The sequence below is a fragment of the Stenotrophomonas sp. AR029 genome, assembly GCF_047520695.2.
GTDB lineage: Bacteria > Pseudomonadota > Gammaproteobacteria > Xanthomonadales > Xanthomonadaceae > Stenotrophomonas > Stenotrophomonas sepilia.
In genome coordinates this window covers 322053-336619 of sequence record NZ_JAXBQQ020000002.1, presented here as the reverse complement: position 1 = coordinate 336619, position 14567 = coordinate 322053, and the positions used below count along the sequence as shown (strand labels likewise).

The 14567-nt window shown below is 66.0% G+C and carries 17 protein-coding genes, 4 tRNA genes and 1 riboswitch; of the genes, 14 read left to right on the top strand and 7 right to left on the bottom strand.

The features are described 5' to 3' along the window. The first annotated feature begins 154 nt into the window (after positions 1 to 154). From ACM0PB_RS08110 to ACM0PB_RS08095, 4 genes are read left to right on the top strand one after another with little or no spacing between them, the layout of a single operon-like run. A complete protein-coding gene (locus ACM0PB_RS08110) occupies positions 155 to 1618 on the top strand; it encodes a TolC family protein (protein WP_171955949.1) in 1464 nt (487 codons plus the stop codon). Beyond that, positions 1615 to 2754, top strand: a complete 1140-nt coding sequence (locus ACM0PB_RS08105; protein ID WP_005415989.1) for an ABC transporter permease — start codon at positions 1615 to 1617, stop codon at positions 2752 to 2754. The genes ACM0PB_RS08110 and ACM0PB_RS08105 overlap by 4 nt, the downstream gene beginning before the upstream one ends. Before the next feature lie 10 nt (positions 2755 to 2764). Further along, positions 2765 to 3493, top strand: coding sequence for an ABC transporter ATP-binding protein (locus ACM0PB_RS08100; RefSeq protein ID WP_065179820.1), 729 nt, complete (start codon positions 2765 to 2767; stop codon positions 3491 to 3493). Next, positions 3490 to 4410 carry an HlyD family secretion protein gene (locus ACM0PB_RS08095; RefSeq protein WP_329889341.1) on the top strand — a complete coding sequence of 307 codons (921 nt, stop codon included), beginning with the start codon at positions 3490 to 3492 and terminating at the stop codon, positions 4408 to 4410. The genes ACM0PB_RS08100 and ACM0PB_RS08095 overlap by 4 nt, the downstream gene beginning before the upstream one ends. 4 nt (positions 4411 to 4414) lie before the next feature. On the opposite strand, the gene ACM0PB_RS08090 is transcribed toward ACM0PB_RS08095, so the two are convergent. After that, a complete protein-coding gene (locus ACM0PB_RS08090; protein WP_171955951.1) occupies positions 4415 to 4864 on the bottom strand; it encodes a hypothetical protein in 450 nt (149 codons plus the stop codon). Positions 4865 to 4997: 133 nt separating this feature from the next. Here ACM0PB_RS08090 and ACM0PB_RS08085 point away from each other — a divergent pair. The 5 genes from ACM0PB_RS08085 (at position 4998) to ACM0PB_RS08065 (ending at position 6951) form a co-directional block, all read left to right on the top strand. Beyond that, positions 4998 to 5073 (top strand) — tRNA-Gly (locus tag ACM0PB_RS08085). A 142-nt stretch (positions 5074 to 5215) separates the two neighbouring features. Next, positions 5216 to 5291 (top strand) — tRNA-Gly (locus ACM0PB_RS08080). Between the two features lie 66 nt (positions 5292 to 5357). Next, positions 5358 to 5431 (top strand) — tRNA-Cys (locus ACM0PB_RS08075). A gap of 117 nt (positions 5432 to 5548) precedes the next feature. Then, positions 5549 to 6463, top strand: a complete 915-nt coding sequence (locus ACM0PB_RS08070) for an ADP-ribosylglycohydrolase family protein (RefSeq protein WP_065195792.1) — start codon at positions 5549 to 5551, stop codon at positions 6461 to 6463. A gap of 218 nt (positions 6464 to 6681) precedes the next feature. Further along, positions 6682 to 6951: a hypothetical protein gene (locus ACM0PB_RS08065; RefSeq protein ID WP_005415995.1), complete on the top strand. Its 270-nt coding sequence runs from the start codon at positions 6682 to 6684 to the stop codon at positions 6949 to 6951. A gap of 22 nt (positions 6952 to 6973) precedes the next feature. Here ACM0PB_RS08065 and ACM0PB_RS08060 read toward each other — a convergent pair whose 3' ends face one another. After that, complete coding sequence (locus tag ACM0PB_RS08060) at positions 6974 to 8050, bottom strand: alpha/beta hydrolase family protein (RefSeq protein ID WP_171955952.1); 1077 nt, start codon at positions 8048 to 8050, stop codon at positions 6974 to 6976. Positions 8051 to 8238: 188 nt separating this feature from the next. On the opposite strand from ACM0PB_RS08060, the gene ACM0PB_RS08055 reads away from it, so the two are divergent. Then, positions 8239 to 9072 (top strand): AraC family transcriptional regulator, encoded by an 834-nt coding sequence (locus ACM0PB_RS08055; protein ID WP_065195794.1) that lies wholly within the window; start codon positions 8239 to 8241, stop codon positions 9070 to 9072. 3 nt (positions 9073 to 9075) lie between these two features. Here the strand turns inward: ACM0PB_RS08055 and crcB are convergent, their stop codons facing one another. Together crcB and ACM0PB_RS08045 are read right to left on the bottom strand one after the other, a co-directional pair. Continuing rightward, positions 9076 to 9468 (bottom strand): fluoride efflux transporter CrcB, encoded by a 393-nt coding sequence (gene crcB / locus ACM0PB_RS08050; RefSeq protein ID WP_053500374.1) that lies wholly within the window; start codon positions 9466 to 9468, stop codon positions 9076 to 9078. An 81-nt stretch (positions 9469 to 9549) separates the two neighbouring features. Then, a riboswitch (Fluoride riboswitch) is annotated at positions 9550 to 9613 on the bottom strand. A gap of 22 nt (positions 9614 to 9635) precedes the next feature. Beyond that, complete coding sequence (locus ACM0PB_RS08045) at positions 9636 to 10037, bottom strand: helix-turn-helix domain-containing protein (protein WP_061478466.1); 402 nt, start codon at positions 10035 to 10037, stop codon at positions 9636 to 9638. 111 nt (positions 10038 to 10148) lie between these two features. On the opposite strand from ACM0PB_RS08045, the gene ACM0PB_RS08040 reads away from it, so the two are divergent. Both ACM0PB_RS08040 and ACM0PB_RS08035 read left to right on the top strand, forming a co-directional pair. Continuing rightward, the gene (locus ACM0PB_RS08040) at positions 10149 to 10352 is read left to right on the top strand and encodes a helix-turn-helix domain-containing protein (RefSeq protein ID WP_005416000.1); all 204 of its coding nucleotides are present in this window, start codon (positions 10149 to 10151) and stop codon (positions 10350 to 10352) included. 359 nt (positions 10353 to 10711) lie between these two features. Further along, positions 10712 to 10948 carry a hypothetical protein gene (locus ACM0PB_RS08035; RefSeq protein WP_005416001.1) on the top strand — a complete coding sequence of 79 codons (237 nt, stop codon included), beginning with the start codon at positions 10712 to 10714 and terminating at the stop codon, positions 10946 to 10948. Positions 10949 to 10957: 9 nt separating this feature from the next. Here ACM0PB_RS08035 and ACM0PB_RS08030 read toward each other — a convergent pair whose 3' ends face one another. Together ACM0PB_RS08030 and ACM0PB_RS08025 are read right to left on the bottom strand one after the other, a co-directional pair. Then, the gene (locus ACM0PB_RS08030; RefSeq protein WP_065179313.1) at positions 10958 to 12007 is read right to left on the bottom strand and encodes a 4Fe-4S dicluster domain-containing protein; all 1050 of its coding nucleotides are present in this window, start codon (positions 12005 to 12007) and stop codon (positions 10958 to 10960) included. Beyond that, positions 12004 to 12291: a hypothetical protein gene (locus ACM0PB_RS08025; RefSeq protein ID WP_014036651.1), complete on the bottom strand. Its 288-nt coding sequence runs from the start codon at positions 12289 to 12291 to the stop codon at positions 12004 to 12006. The genes ACM0PB_RS08030 and ACM0PB_RS08025 overlap by 4 nt, the downstream gene beginning before the upstream one ends. 179 nt (positions 12292 to 12470) lie before the next feature. On the opposite strand from ACM0PB_RS08025, the gene ACM0PB_RS08020 reads away from it, so the two are divergent. Then, positions 12471 to 12911, top strand: a complete 441-nt coding sequence (locus ACM0PB_RS08020) for a group III truncated hemoglobin (RefSeq protein WP_032954077.1) — start codon at positions 12471 to 12473, stop codon at positions 12909 to 12911. A 44-nt stretch (positions 12912 to 12955) separates the two neighbouring features. Then, positions 12956 to 14365 carry an oxygen-independent coproporphyrinogen III oxidase gene (gene hemN / locus ACM0PB_RS08015; protein ID WP_414604771.1) on the top strand — a complete coding sequence of 470 codons (1410 nt, stop codon included), beginning with the start codon at positions 12956 to 12958 and terminating at the stop codon, positions 14363 to 14365. Between the two features lie 21 nt (positions 14366 to 14386). On the opposite strand, the gene ACM0PB_RS08010 is transcribed toward hemN, so the two are convergent. Then, positions 14387 to 14473 (bottom strand) — tRNA-Leu (locus ACM0PB_RS08010). Between the last annotated feature and the right edge of the window lie 94 nt (positions 14474 to 14567).

Sequence of the window (14567 nt, the reverse complement as noted above, 5' to 3'; positions counted from 1 at the left end):
CGCAATGGCCTGGATGTTGCACCAGCGTTTCGCGCGTCGCATGCACTGAAAGGCTGGCGAAAGGCCAACACCATCGTTGCCTGAACCGCACGCGTGTTGTGACCGTTTTCGGACCAATTCTCCATGTTCGCTCCACAATCGCACGGTAGCCTTCATGCTCCTTCTACACGTTGGCGGGCTGGTGGTCAGGCGTATCACTCCAGTGGCAGTGCCCAGGACCGGGCGCGGACTCTCCCTGCAAGCATTGCTGCGCCCGGGCGCACTGCTGACCAGCCTGGCGCTGGCAGGTTGCATGTCGGTGCCGGCTCCGGACCTGCCTGATCGCACCCCCAGCACCTGGACCCAGGTGCCGCAGGGCCAGGGCGTGGCGGTGGAGGCCAGGCAGTGGTGGAAGGTGCTGGCCGACCCGGCGCTGGACGGCCTGGTCGATCAAGCCATCGCCGGCAACCTTGATCTGCAGCAGGCCACGTTGCGCCTGCAGGCAGTGCGGATCGTCGCCGGCACCTCGGATTCGCGCTTCCTGCCGGAGATCTCGGCCAGCGCCAAGCAGGTACAGGACGCCGCCGCGGTCGACACCTATTTCCATGCGGGCATCGAAGCGATCTGGGACCTGGGCCTGTTCGGCGCCGCCGAGAGTGCCCATCTCAGCGCGCAGGCCTCGGCCGGTAATGCCGAGGCGTTGCGCAATGCCGCACAAGTGGCGGTGATTGCCGACGTGGTGCGCAGCTATCTGGACCTGACCGTAGCGCAGGCCCAGCAGGATCTGCTGGTCAGACAGCAGGCCGTGGATGATCGCGGCGAACAACTGGCACGGGTTCGCCTGCGCCTGCGCCTGGATGAGCCGGGCGAGCTGGAACGCCTGCGCGCGCGCCAGGCGGCGACCCGGGCAGCGAAGGCGCAGGCCCGCGAAAATGCGGACAACGCGGCCCGCGCGCTGGCGCTGCTGCTGGGGCGTGACGGGCCGGATCCCGCCTGGCGCGCGTACCGCGCGCCGCCGAAGCTCGGTGCATTCTCGCTGCAGCAGGTCCCTGCGGATCTGCTGCGCTACCGCCCGCAGATCCTGCTGGCCGAATCAGAGGTGATGCAGGCAGCGGCCAGCAAGGGTTCGGCGCGCGCAGCGATGTATCCACGGGTCAGCCTTGGCGGCTCCATCCTGTACGCGTACAACCTCACCCAGAACGCCCGCTCCAATTCCGATTCGAGCCCGTCGATCGGCCCGTACATCGATATTCCGCTATGGGACTGGGGCCAGCGTCGCGCGCGCTTCCATGCCAATGAAAAGCAGCTGGATGCCGCCTTGCTGGGATACCGCAAGGCGGTGCTGGAAGGCGTGAGCGAAGTGGAAGGCGCGCTGGGCAGCCTGGCGCGGCAGGACAGCAGCATCCAGTCGTTGCGCGCGGCCAACGACGCCGCCGGGCAGCAGGTCAAGCGCCAGGCGCGGCAGGTGCAGCTGGGTCTGTCCAGCGAGTTCGATGGACTCGACACGCAACGCGCCGCACTCGCCTCGCAGGCTGATCTGATCGCTGCGCAGGGTGCGCGCGTTCTGGCCTTTGCATCGCTCTACCGCGCCCTCGGCGGCGCCCCGCTGCCTGCCGAGGGTGAGGGCGAACCACAATGATCGCACTCGCCCGCAAGACCCTGGCCTATGAGTGGCGCCGGTTCCTGCCGGTGGTGCTGGCGATGTGTTTTGCCGGTGTGCTGTTGATCGTGCAGGCCGCACTGGTGCTGGGCATCTTCGGTACCGCTGCGATCTATGTGAAAGCGTCCTCGGCTGATATCTGGGCTGGTTTCCCCGGCACCCAGAGTGTGAATTACGGCCATGCAATCAGCGCGGATGTGGAAAGCCATCTACGCATGGACCCGGATGTCACCCGCGTCGAGCCCTACGAGTGGGTCGATGGCGAATGGCGATCCGGCGCGCAGGGCACCGGCAATGTGTCGGTGTACCTGTCCGGTATCTCCACCCGGGACGATGCGATGATGTTCGCGCGCATCCTCCCTGCCAACCTGCGCGCGCAGCTGCGCGAGCCGGGTGCGGTGATCGTCGACAGCGCCGATCTGGATACGCTGGGCGTGGACCTGCAGAACAACCGTGCCTGGATCAATGGCAAGGCGGTGCGCGTGGTCGCTGCACAACCGGGCCTGCGGGGCCTGGGCGGCGTCAACGTGCTGGCCTCGCTGGATACTGCGCGTGCCATCGCCGGTACCGACCCACATGAGGGCAGTACCTACTTCGTGGCGGGCCTGCGCTCGCCGGACCTGGCCGGTCGTGTGCGTGACCGCTTGTCCGCGTCGATGGGCCGGGCCACGCCGGTCGAGTTCTGGACCGCGCCGGAATTCGCCAGCCGCTCTCAGCAGTACTGGTTGTTCGATACCGGCGCGGGCATCGCGGTGTTGTTCATGGCCGTCATCGTCTGCTTCGTCGGCGCGGTGATCACCAACCAGTCGTTCGCGTCGGTGGTGGCTGGCTCAGTGCGCGAGTACGCCACGCTCAATGCGCTCGGTGCCGGTCGCTACGCGCTGGCGCGGGTGGTGTTCGAGCAGGCCTTGCTGATCGGCGGCGTGGGCATGTTGCTGGCGGCAGCCTTCAGCACGGTGGTGCTGTTGATCGCGCAGACCCAGCGCGTGCCGGTGCAGCTGACACCGATGGTGATCCTCGGCTGCGTGGCGCTGGTGGCGGTGATGGCCATGCTCTCCAGCATCATGGCGGTGCGCAGTGTCGTCCGCTCCGATCCATCGTTGCTGCTGCGTTGAGGACCGGCCGATGACTTCTACACGCGCCGTCGCTCCGACCCTGCGGGCCGACGCATTGGAAAAAGGCTTCATGTCCGGTGATGTGCAGGTGCCGGTGCTGCGCGGCCTGTCGCTGGACATCTATCCCGGCGAGCTGACCCTGGTATCCGGCCCGTCCGGCTGCGGCAAGAGCACGCTGCTGTCGCTGCTGTCCGGCCTGTCCGCGCCCGATGGCGGTCGCGTGCACGCGCTGGGCCAGGATGTGGGCCACATGACCCGCAGTGAAGTGGAGCGTTTCCGCCTGCACCATGTCGGCTTCGTGTTCCAGGGCTTCAACCTGTTCCCGGCACTGACCGCGCTGGAGCAGGTGCAGCTGCCACTGGGCTACCGCGGCATGCGCAATCGCGAAAGCGAGCCGCTGGCCCGCAAGGCGCTGGAAGAAGTCGGCCTCGGCCATCGAAGCCACATGCGCCCGGCGCAGCTGTCCGGTGGCGAGAAACAGCGCGTGGCGGTTGCCCGCGCGTTTGCCAAGTCGCCGACCCTGATCTTCGCAGACGAACCCACCAGCGCGCTGGATGCCGAGAACGGCCAGCGCGTGATCGACATCCTGCATCGATACGCACGTGCGCATGGCGCCACCGTGCTGTGCGTGAGCCACGATCCGCGCCTGATCCGGCATGCCGATCGGGTGATCGCCATGGAAGACGGCATGGTCCGTGATGACCGCCGCCAGAACGAAACCGTAGAGTCCGCCCCATGACCAAGACGTCGCATCTGCTTCCCCTCAGCCTGGCCCTGTCCGCGGCACTGCTGCTCGGCGCCTGTTCCAGGGAAGCGCCTACCGCTGCATCGGCCCCCTCAGGCAAGGAGGGTACTGCCGCCGCCGGCAAGGTCGCCGTGGCGCGGGGCATCATTGACGTCGAAGGTGGCCTGATCGCACTGGCGCCGCCAGTGGATGGCTCGATCACTGCAGCGCCGGTGAAGGAAGGCGCCACGGTGAAGAAGGGGCAGTTGCTGCTGTCGCTGGATGGCGCCCTGTTGCAGCAGGAAGTGGCAATGGCCACCGCCGATCTGGCCTTGGCCAATGACCGCCTGAAGGGCAGCCAGGCGCAGCTGCGCGAACTGGAACGCAACGCCACCCGCCTGTCCACGGGCGCCAGCGAAGGTGTGTCCTCGAACCAGCAGGCCGATGCGGCCAAACAGCAGTTGGCCGGTGTGCGTGCCGATGTCGACGTGGCCGGTGCGCAGGTCGACATGGCGCAGCACAAGCTGGAGCACGCGAAGCTGAGACTGCAGCAGATGTCGTTGAGCGCGCCGGAAGCCGGCACCGTGGTCGGCCAGGTGCCGGGCGCCGGCGCCTTCGTGCAGGCCGGCAAGCCGGCGATCTCGTTGTTGCCGGCGCGCCCGCTGCAGGTGCGCGCCGAACTCAGCGCCGCCTACGCCGATGCCGTGCAGGTGGGCATGAAGGCTACTGTCGTGCCGGACAGTGATGGTGCGGAGAACATGGGCACGCTGCCGCCTGCACGCGTGGTGCGCATCAGTCCGGTGTTTGCGCAGGCACGCCTGCCTGAAGATGCAGGACGTGGCATGGCCAAGGTGGTGGAGTGCGTGTTGGAGTTCGACGGGCAAGCCAAGGCGCGCTTCGGCCAGCACGTGCGGGTGGAGTTCCGGAAGTAAGCCTCTAGCGCTGCGGCGGGGGAGTCTGTGGTGACCCGCGCCGCCAGAGCGCCCGCCACGCGCTCACCGCCGACACCACGCACAGCGCCAGCAGCAATCCCACGTCCAGCAGCAGCAACCACAGCAGGTGCATGCCTTGTACCGGCGGCTGGTGCATCGCCGACAGCATCCACGGTATCGACCACACCAGCAGCAGGGCGAAGGCGATAAGCAGGCGCAGCCACAGGCGTTTGAGTTTCCACGGGCGCACGATCAGTGCCGCCACCACCAGTTCAACCGTGCCCAGCAACGCGAACACGATGACGGTGCTGGTCGGATAGGGCAGCTGGGTGCCTTCCAGGCGATGCAGCAGCCAGTAGTCCGGAGTGAAGCCCGCATTGACAAGTGCGGCGATCAGCGCCAACCAGGTCAGCGCGACCAGCAACCAGAACAGGCGGACGTAGCGTCTCGGCATCGGGGGTGTCCGTGCTTGGGCGGGGCAGCGTAACCCAGTGCGGACGCCCGTGACCGCATGATGTGAAGACTGTTGACGGCGTGAAGGAATTTGGACACAATAGCGCTCCTTCGACGCAGGTCGAATGGAATCTGCGGGAATAGCTCAGTTGGTAGAGCGCAACCTTGCCAAGGTTGAGGTCGCGAGTTCGAGTCTCGTTTCCCGCTCCAGATTCTACAGGGCCCCGGTAGGGGCCTTGTTTTTCTCCCGCCACGGCAAGGCGGGGCGCGTTGGGCCACAAGGCTTTGCGCGCAGTCAGAAAAGTGAAATCGCTGGTGTGTTTTCCGGATTTCCGGTAGCATGTCGGCTTACGCGGGAATAGCTCAGTTGGTAGAGCGCAACCTTGCCAAGGTTGAGGTCGCGAGTTCGAGTCTCGTTTCCCGCTCCATGTTCCGACAGGCCCCATCTTGGGGTTTTGTCTTGTCAGGGCTAGGTTCCTGGCGCGCAGTACGTTGGCCTCATGGCAGAGTGGCTATGCACCGGATTGCAAATCCGTTTACAGCGGTTCGATTCCGCTTGAGGCCTCCAATTGAAAAGCCCTGACTCCGGTCAGGGCTTTTTTGTTTTGCTGCGATCAATTCCCCGCTCGCGCGATCACCGCCCGGCAGTCAGTCATGTCAGATGCGGCGGCGCTACACTCGTGTGATGAACCAGATTGATCACTTCCGCGGCGCCTTGCTCGGCCTCGCGTGCGGCGATGCCGTCGGTACCACGCTGGAGTTCAAGCCTCGTGGCAGCTTCACCCCGATCACCGACATGGTAGGTGGTGGGCCGTTCCAGCTGCAGCCGGGGCAATGGACCGACGATACCTCCATGGCGATGTGCCTGGCCGAGAGCCTGGTGCGTTGTGACACCTTGGATGTGCACGATCAGATGAACCGCTACGCCAACTGGTACCAGCATGGGTACTGGAGTGCGACCGGCGAGTGCTTCGATATCGGTATGGCAACGCGGGCTGCCATCGACCGGTTCCTGCAGGACGGCCAACCGCTGGCGGGTAGTGACGACCCACGCAGCGCTGGCAATGGCTCGATCATGCGTTTGGCGCCGGTGGCATTGCGCTACGCCGGGACTCCCGACCTGCAGGCAATGGCCGCGCTGAGTTCGCGAACGACGCACGCTGCGCAGGAGTGCCTGGAGGCGTGCCGCTTGCTGGCGGTCGCGCTGGAGCGGGCGTTGGCAGGTGGCACCCGTGACGCGGTGCTGGATCTCAGCAATGTCCCTGTCGAGAGCGCGCGGCTGCGGCAGATCGCGGCGGGCGGCTACCGCGGTGCCGCGCGTGAGCAGATCCGTGGCAATGGCTATGTTGTCGACAGTCTGGAAGCTGCACTCTGGTGCTTTGATCGCCACGACACCTTTGAAGCCGTCGTACTCGAGGCGGCCAATCTTGGCGAGGACGCCGACACCACGGCCGCCATTGCGGGGCAGCTGGCGGGCGCATTCCATGGTGCGCGCGGAATCCCCGGGCGGTGGTTGCAGCGGCTGGCCCTGCGTGCCGAAATCCAGGCGCTGGCCGATGCGCTGCACGCCTTGAACCAGGGCAGCGACCGCGCTGCGTGAGTCGGGTTCCCTGCCTGTGAACTGCGCCGGCAGGATGCTCCCTGCCGCCGCCATTTCCGACGCCGCGCTGCTTCACCTGCAGCAGTCCGCCACGCCCCGGTCACCAGTCTCAGCGGGCCACGACATGGAAAGGCGCTATGGTCGAGTTCCACGTCTCAGGGAGCCGCAATGGCGAGCAAGGACATCACGCGTCGTTCCAGCCACGGAGCGAAACGGAAATGAGCAAAGTCACGGCAGATGTGCGCTGGTTGACCTTCCGCTTGAAGAACGGGCAATCCATTGGCCCTGATCGGCTGAAGGACGGATGGGTCATCGCCTCGGAAACCGCCCGCTGCGGGGTGCGCCGCGAGCATATCGAAGGGTCGGGCCTGGTGTATGCCCTGTACGCGCCGGCCAACCTGGCCTCACCACGGCGCGCGGAAATGCGCATGCGCGAATTCCTGATGAGCTCGGGCTACACCTTCACGATGGGCACGCTGGGCGGCTGACCTGCGCGTGGGCCGCGATTGCTCAACGCTGCGCGGCCTTCAACGCCTCGATGATCTGCGCGCCGGAGAAGCCACAATGGCCTTCGCCAACGGGCGGCAGCACCTGTGGCAGCGGACGGGCGCCGGCCCGTGCGGCCGTCTGCGGATACACCGTCTGCATGCGCGGCACGATCGTCGGGTCGTTGTTGTTGAACTGGATCACCAGCGGTCGCCTCAACGCACCGCTCAATGCCAGCTCCCTGCGGACAGCGGCCTGCGCGGCAGGCACGGCGTCGACACGTTGCACGCCGGCATTGAACGCCATGTCGTCACCGAAGCCGCTGTAAGCCACACCTGTGTTGCCCACCGGCATGCCGCCACTGCGCGTGGCCAGTTCGTGCAGGACCAGAGCATGCAGGCTGATCGTGCCGGCCAGTGCATCAGCTGACACCTGCAGCCGCTGTGCCAGCAACGCGGCATGTGACGGGCTGCGTTGCAGCGCATTGGAGATGCCTTGGTACAGTTCGCCCTGTGGCAGCGCAGCCGCTTCGCGTGAGACCAGTCCCGCAGCCGGCAGGCCTTCGGCCTTGGCAAAGAAGTAATCGAAAGCGACCAGCGTGGTCAGCAGATTACTCGCGATCTGTTCGCCACTGAGATTGGCGCCGCATAGCGACACACCACCGGCGTAGTGTTGCGGGAACCGCTCGAGGCTGGCGAGGGTCACGGCGCCGCCCATCGAAAATCCCAGCATCCAGACATGGCGCACATGCTTGAGTTCAGCCACTGCATGCCGGCGCAGGCGTTCCATGTCGGTGATCGCATCGGCCACCGCCCAGCCCTGGCTGGCATAGGCGCTCTGCGCGACGGCGTAGCCTGCAGCCAGCAGTGGCGCGGTGCCGTCATTGGCGGCCATCGGCGTAGCACGTGGCACGCCTACCGGCTCGTAGCCGTGCGCCAGCATCACCAGGTCACCGTTCCAGTCGGCCGGCACGTCCAGGCGCCACGGCGCGCCCTGCAGCTCGCCGCTCAGCGTGCGTGCCGCCGTTGGCGCTGACGCCAGCAAGGTCGTCGAAGGCAGCAGCAGGCCGAGGGCGAGGGCGCATCGAAGCAGGGCGGGCATCGGGGTCATTCCATGCGGGAATGACCCCGAGCATAGATGCCAGCGAAATGTTGCGCGCGCTGCACTGCCGCAGGAAGGGCGGGCTGGGGGGGGGGCGCCCGCTCCCCGAGTTGATCACGTCCGCTACGGGGGTGATTCCGATACGATGTGTCGCCTTGATCTCTTTCTACTTTACCCAGGGTCCCGTCATGGTCGACCGTCTCGCCATTCTGCTTGAACGCTTTGCGGTTACCGCCTCGGTGTTCCATGCCGGCGCGCTGTGCGGCATCAACTCGCTGGCGGGCGAGGATGACGCCGGGCAGCTGCATCTGGTGCGACGTGGCCCGTTGCAGGTCAGCCATGGCCAGCAGACCGTCCAGGTCGAGGTGCCGAGCCTGCTGCTGTACCCACGGCCGATGCCGCATCGGTTCAGCACCGATCCGCAGCACGGCGCCGACATGGCCTGCGCCAATCTGCATTTCGAGGGCGGGCGGCTCAACCCGATCAGCGCGGCGTTGCCCGATTTCATCTGCCTGCCGCTGGCCGATCTGTACGGCGGCAACGCAGCGCTGGAGCTGCTGTTCGAAGAAGCCTTCGAGCAGCGCTGCGGGCGTGCGGCGATGGTCAACCGGCTGTTCGAGGTGGTGATGATCCAGGTGCTGCGGCAGCTGATGGAAGGGGGGAAGATGCGTGGTGGCCTGTTTGCCGGGCTGGGGCATCCGCGGCTGCGGCTGGCGCTGGTGGCGATGCATGAAGCGCCCGCACAGTCCTGGACCCTGGAAGACCTGGCCGAGGTGGCCGGCATGTCACGCAGCGTATTTGCTGCCAGTTTCCGTGAGGCGATGGGCACTACCCCGGGCCAGTACCTGCAGGGTTGGCGGGTGGGCCTGGCACAGCAGGCGCTGCGCCAGGGGCGCCCATTGAAGCGGATCGCTGACGACGTCGGCTATGGCAGCGAAGCCGCACTGTCGCGTGCATTCAAGGCACATACCGGACAGTCGCCGCGGGAGTGGCGCGGACAGGCCCGCGCCGGCGCGGGCTGAGCCTCAGCCCAGCACCAGCCGGGCCAGTTTCATGCCACCGAACAGGCCAACCAGGCCCAGTGCCACCGAACCGCCGGCGTACAACGCTGCCAGGCCATGCTGGCCGCGCTGCAGCAGCAGTCCGATTTCCAGTGCGTAGGTAGAAAATGTGGTGTAGCCGCCGAGGACGCCGGTGGCCAGCAGAAGGCGCAGCTGCGGCGACGCGCCATTGCGCAGGGCGAAGGCTTCGACCAGCGCGCCCATCAGCAGTGCACCGCTGATGTTGATCAGGAAGGTCGACCACGGCCACGGGCTGCCGACCGCTACCCGCGTACCGATCAGGTTGCAGGCATGGCGAAGGCAGGCGCCGAGCCCGCCGCCGACGAAGACCAGCAGATAATTGTTCAATGCGTGCATCACATGCCTCGGTTGCGGGTTCGCTGATTTGATGGCGAACGCCGACGGCAGGCACGGCCCGCCATCGACGAAGACCGGTTCGTCCTGGCAGGAGCCATCAGCCCTTTCGGGCGGTTATCGGGGGAGCCCCATCCCCATCCGCGACCATGCTACCAGTGGTAGTGCATTCACGTCATCGAGGTCGTCAGCACCCGGATGACCTTGCTGCGGCTGAAGCCGTCCATCAGCAGTTCGAAGGCCAGCAGGTCCAGGGCCGCGTGGCGGCGATGGTCGATCTGCAATCCCTTCTCCTCCACCAGATGGCTGACCAGTTCGTAGGCGTCCTGCCAGACATCCAGGTGGGCCTGGCTGGGGATATAGGTATTGCCCCGCTCACCGACGCCAAGCCCGCTCACGCCGTACAGCAGTTCACGCGCGTCCAGTTTGGCCGCATCGGCGATGCGGAACAGCTGTTCGGCCTTCACATGGGCGGGGCTGACATGGTCGTTGAGCCAGTTGCTGATGGTTGCCGTCGTCGAATCGGCGGCGCGGGCCAGATCGGCCGGGCGAGGGTGCCCGGCTTTCTTCATGGCAATGGCGAGTCGTTGGCCGAGAGTATTCATCTATGCAAGCCAGCTTAACGCGTGGATCGCAAAGTTCCCTTGTTCCAAGAATAAGTCTGGTTAACAGAAGGACCGACCGTGACCGAATTCTGGAGCAAGGGGCAGGTACGCGCCCGGCTGGGTTTCCGGACCGATGCCGAACTGGCGCGCTTTTTTGGCATAAGCCGATCTGCCGTGTCGCAATGGCCCAAGAACTTCCCGATTCCTGCGCTACGCCAATACATCCTGCATCAGCGCTATCCCAACCTGTTCCCCGCGACTGAGGATACGCAGGGCGAGTAAGCCTAAACTGCGCCGCCTTTTGTCGCATATAGCACCCTAAGCGGCATTTGCTAAGTATGCTTAGCAATATTGGAAACTTCGATGAAACGGGGCTGGCCCATCAATGGCGCCTACCAGGGCGGGGCCGGGGAAATCGGGGCAGTGTGTCGGGTCCGGCCCATCCGGGCACCCCGTCTCCCCGTATGTGGTTTCGTGAACGATTAATAATTTCGATCACGAAAGTCGCGGTATGTAATTGACCTGTCGTGAAATCTATGACTAATTGGGATCAACCGGACGTGAAGCCCGGGAGTCTTTCAGTAGCTCGCAAGTGAGTCGGTAGACCGTCAACGATGCAGAACAAGTCCAACGGAGGTCGTATGGAATACGGCATGCATGGCTTGGCTGAACGGGTACGCCGCGAACTGGAAGCCAGTTATCACAAACACGGATGCGGTCCGGCGTTCTGGGATACCTACCAGCAGGTGCTGGACCGCCTGGTCCCGCAGGGGACCGAGCGTACCGAAGTCACCAATGAAATGGCGCTGATCATCGAGCAGCTGGGCATCGTCCGACGTGCGCAGCTGGTGCCGCCGCACGCCAACGGGCCGCGTTGATCCGTTGATTCAAAGCAGGCGCCAGGCGCCGCAGGCCAACAGCGCCAGCAGTATCGACAGCAGTGCCAGGGTCCGCGGTCGCCACCATTGCCGCGGTTGCCCGGCCATGGCCTGCGGACTGCAGTAGCGCACCAGCCCCGGGCCGAAACCGGCCTGGTGCTGCTGCCGCGAGCAGGCCTCCAGGCAGGCGCCGCAGGCCAGGCAATCGGCCTGAGGTCCCTGGCGGATATCCAGTTGCATCGGGCAGGCGCTGACACAGGCAGCGCAATCGGTGCAGTCGCCCAGGCGGTCGGCGCTGAAGGTGGGCATCGGTCCGGCCAGCAGCGGATGTGCAGCGCGGAACACGTAGTCCTGTGCGGTGGTCGGGTCGAGCAGGCCACGGCCGCGTCCGAGCACGCCCCCCAGCCCCGACGGACGCATGCCGCGCGGTTCGCCGCGGCGCGCGTCGTACAACATGCGGGGTGTATGCGGATCGGTCAGCAGCGGCTGCAGGCGCGCGAACGGGCACAGCGAACGGCACACCTGCTCGCGCAGGAAGCCGGCATTGCCCCAGGTGGCGGCGGCATAGAACAGCACCCAGAACGTTTCCCAGCCGCTCCAGCCGGCATGCGGCGCGGCGGCCACCAGTTCTTCGATCGGGCTGAACAGACCGACGAACGTGATGCCGGTCCACAGCGACAGCAGCCCCCATGCCACCTGGGTGGCAGGGCGCACGGCGGGCGCTGGCAAGGCCCGGGCCATGGCGCGCGCAATCCAGTCGAAGGCGCGGCGCCATAGCGTCTGTGGGCAGGCGTGGCCGCACCAGATGCGGCCGACGAGGTGGGTGAGCAGCGCGAGGCCCACCGCCAGCACCGCCAGCAACCCTATCAGCACGCCAACATCGCCGGGCCACAATGTCCAGCCAAACAGGTCAAAGCGCCGTGCGTTGATGTCCAGCAGCAGGGCCTGCCGCCCATTCCAGCGCAGCCATGGCAGGGCATAGAACAAGGCCAGCAAGAGCATGCTGAGTGCGGCGCGCCAATGCCAGCGGCGTGGGATTCCGGTGCAGGCCGTACTCATCCCAGCGGCAGCTCGTCGTCGTCGTCGCTTGGCATCGGTCGCTGCAGGTACCAAGTGACCGCGCTGGACAGTGCGGTCACCGACCAGAACATGAAGAATCCTGCCGTATAGCCCAGTTCGCGGCTGATCGCCGTACCCGGAAAGCTGATCGCCTGCAGACGCAGCGGGTCGACAAAGGCGAAGAACACCACGCTGGCCAGGCCTGCAGCGATGAAGCTGGGCCAGAGGATGGCGCCCCAGTGCTGGATCAGCTGCTGGCGGCGGCTGGGAGAGGGTCTGTTCATGCTGTCCCGGGTCGGAATGAGGGCGGCGCGTATACTCCGCCGAGGCTGGCGCAGCATCCGCAGGGCATGCTTCCTGCAGGAATGCCAGACTAGGTGCAGCGGACTGCGCCGACATTGATCTGGATCAACGGCGGTGCCGGCCGGCTACGGCACACTGCCGGCAAGCTTTGGATACCCCGATGAACGCAATATCGCCGCCTGTCCTGCCCGTCGCCTCGCCCGGGCTGTGCACTGAGCAGGAAGTGACCCGCCTGGTCCACGACTTCTATGCACGCGTGCGCGAGGAGGAGCGGTTGGGGCCTGTGTTCGAGGCACACGTCCACGACTGGCCGGAACATCTGGCGCAGCTGGTCGATTTCTGGTCGGCAATGCTGCGCGGCACGCGCCGCTTCAAGGGCTCGCCGATGTCCAAGCACATGGCCATCGAGCTGGACAAGGACCTGTTCGACCGCTGGCTGGTGCTGTTCCGGATCACCACCGCCGAGTGCGGCAACCCGCCCATGCAGGCGCTGGCCAACGACGTGGCCGCGCGCATCGGTGACACCTTCTGGAAGCGCTACCAGATGCTGCGCTGGCCGCAGGTCGGCCTGCCGGTGCTGGAAATCCCCACCCGCGATTGATCTGGGTCAAGGCGGTGGCGTCCGCCCGGCGCGATGCTGGCGGCATGGACACGTTCTCACCCGCCGCCGGCGGTCTTGCCTGGACCTTCGACCCCGACCTGCTGCGCCGGTATGACCGGCCGGGGCCGCGCTACACCTCGTATCCGACCGCGCCTCACTTCCACGATGGCTTCGATGCGCCGGCGCTGCGCCAGGCAATCGCCGACAGCAACCAGCTGGCCCGCGCGCTGTCGCTGTACGTGCATGTACCGTTCTGCTCCAGTCCCTGCTTCTACTGCGGCTGCAACCGGGTGATCACCCGCGACCGCGGCCGTGGCCACAGCTACGTCGCGCGCGTGCTGGCCGAGGCCGACCTGCTGGCGCCGCAGTTCGAGGACGGCCGTGAAGTCATCCAGCTGCACCTGGGCGGTGGCACGCCGAATTTCCTCGAGGCCGAGGCGATGACCACGCTGGTGGAAGGGCTGCGCCGGCGCTTCGATTTCAGCGATTCACCGCAGCGCGATTTCTCGATCGAACTCGATCCGCGCTTCATCGATACCCGCGATGTCGCCATGCTGGCGCGGCTGGGCTTCAACCGCGCCAGCCTGGGCGTGCAGGATTTCGACCCACAGGTACAGGAAGCGATCAACCGCGTGCAGGGCGTGCAGCAGACGCTGGACATCCTGCAGGCCTGCCGCGACAGCGGCATGCGTTCGGTCAACGTCGACCTGATCTATGGGCTGCCGGGACAGAGCCTGGAAGGGTTTGGCCGCACCCTGGAACGGGTGCTGGCATTGCGCCCGGATCGCCTGGCGGTGTACGGCTACGCACACCTGCCGCATCTGTTCCGCGCACAGAAGCAGATCGACGAACGCCGCTTGCCTTCGCCGGAAGACAAGCTGGCGCTGCTGGGCCTGGCGGTGGAGAGGCTCTCCACTGCGGGCTACCAGTACATCGGCATGGATCACTTCGCACTGCCGGAAGAAGATCTGTCACGCGCGCAGCGCGCCGGGCAGCTGCATCGCAATTTCATGGGCTATACCACCCACGCCGATACCGATCTGCTCGGCCTGGGCGTGAGTGCGATCAGCCACATCGGTGCCACCTACAGCCAGAATCCGCGCGACCTGCCGTCATGGGAGGATGCCGTGGACCAGGGGCAGTTGCCGGTGTGGCGCGGCGTGGCGCTCAGCGCCGACGACCAGCTGCGCGCAGAACTGATCCAGCAGCTGATGTGCCAGGGCGAAGTGGACGGTGCGGTGCTGGGCCAGCGCCATGGCGTGGATTTCGAGCAGTACTTCGCCGAAGACCTGCGTTCGGTGCAGCGGCTGCAGGAGGACGGTCTGGCCGAGTACCGTGACGGTGTAGTGCGCGCCAGCGAGCCTGGACGGCCGTTGCTGCGGCTGCTGGCGATGTGCTTCGACCCGTACCTGCGTGCGGCCTGCGAGCAGCCGCGCTACTCGCGTGCGATCTGACGTTCGTCGTGAAAAGTGCGATGGTGCCCGGAGCCGGAATCGAACCGGCATGGGGTTGCCCCCGGCGGATTTTAAGTCCGATGCGTCTACCAGTTTCGCCATCCGGGCCTGCAGCGCGGCGCCGATTGTAGCCCAGCTGCGGAATCCCGACCGGATTGCAGTGGAGCGGCGGTGTGCTTAACTGTCGCTCCCATTCATGTCA

Coding starts and splice junctions, on each gene's coding strand:
- ACM0PB_RS08110 (WP_171955949.1), top strand. CDS start 155: ATGCTCCTTCTACACGTTGGCGGGCTGGTGGTCAGGCGTATCACTCCA.
- ACM0PB_RS08105 (WP_005415989.1), top strand. CDS start 1,615: ATGATCGCACTCGCCCGCAAGACCCTGGCCTATGAGTGGCGCCGGTTC.
- ACM0PB_RS08100 (WP_065179820.1), top strand. CDS start 2,765: ATGACTTCTACACGCGCCGTCGCTCCGACCCTGCGGGCCGACGCATTG.
- ACM0PB_RS08095 (WP_329889341.1), top strand. CDS start 3,490: ATGACCAAGACGTCGCATCTGCTTCCCCTCAGCCTGGCCCTGTCCGCG.
- ACM0PB_RS08090 (WP_171955951.1), bottom strand. CDS start 4,864: ATGCCGAGACGCTACGTCCGCCTGTTCTGGTTGCTGGTCGCGCTGACC.
- ACM0PB_RS08070 (WP_065195792.1), top strand. CDS start 5,549: ATGAACCAGATTGATCACTTCCGCGGCGCCTTGCTCGGCCTCGCGTGC.
- ACM0PB_RS08065 (WP_005415995.1), top strand. CDS start 6,682: ATGAGCAAAGTCACGGCAGATGTGCGCTGGTTGACCTTCCGCTTGAAG.
- ACM0PB_RS08060 (WP_171955952.1), bottom strand. CDS start 8,050: ATGCCCGCCCTGCTTCGATGCGCCCTCGCCCTCGGCCTGCTGCTGCCT.
- ACM0PB_RS08055 (WP_065195794.1), top strand. CDS start 8,239: ATGGTCGACCGTCTCGCCATTCTGCTTGAACGCTTTGCGGTTACCGCC.
- crcB (WP_053500374.1), bottom strand. CDS start 9,468: ATGCACGCATTGAACAATTATCTGCTGGTCTTCGTCGGCGGCGGGCTC.
- ACM0PB_RS08045 (WP_061478466.1), bottom strand. CDS start 10,037: ATGAAGAAAGCCGGGCACCCTCGCCCGGCCGATCTGGCCCGCGCCGCC.
- ACM0PB_RS08035 (WP_005416001.1), top strand. CDS start 10,712: ATGGAATACGGCATGCATGGCTTGGCTGAACGGGTACGCCGCGAACTG.
- ACM0PB_RS08030 (WP_065179313.1), bottom strand. CDS start 12,007: ATGAGTACGGCCTGCACCGGAATCCCACGCCGCTGGCATTGGCGCGCC.
- ACM0PB_RS08025 (WP_014036651.1), bottom strand. CDS start 12,291: ATGAACAGACCCTCTCCCAGCCGCCGCCAGCAGCTGATCCAGCACTGG.
- ACM0PB_RS08020 (WP_032954077.1), top strand. CDS start 12,471: ATGAACGCAATATCGCCGCCTGTCCTGCCCGTCGCCTCGCCCGGGCTG.
- hemN (WP_414604771.1), top strand. CDS start 12,956: ATGGACACGTTCTCACCCGCCGCCGGCGGTCTTGCCTGGACCTTCGAC.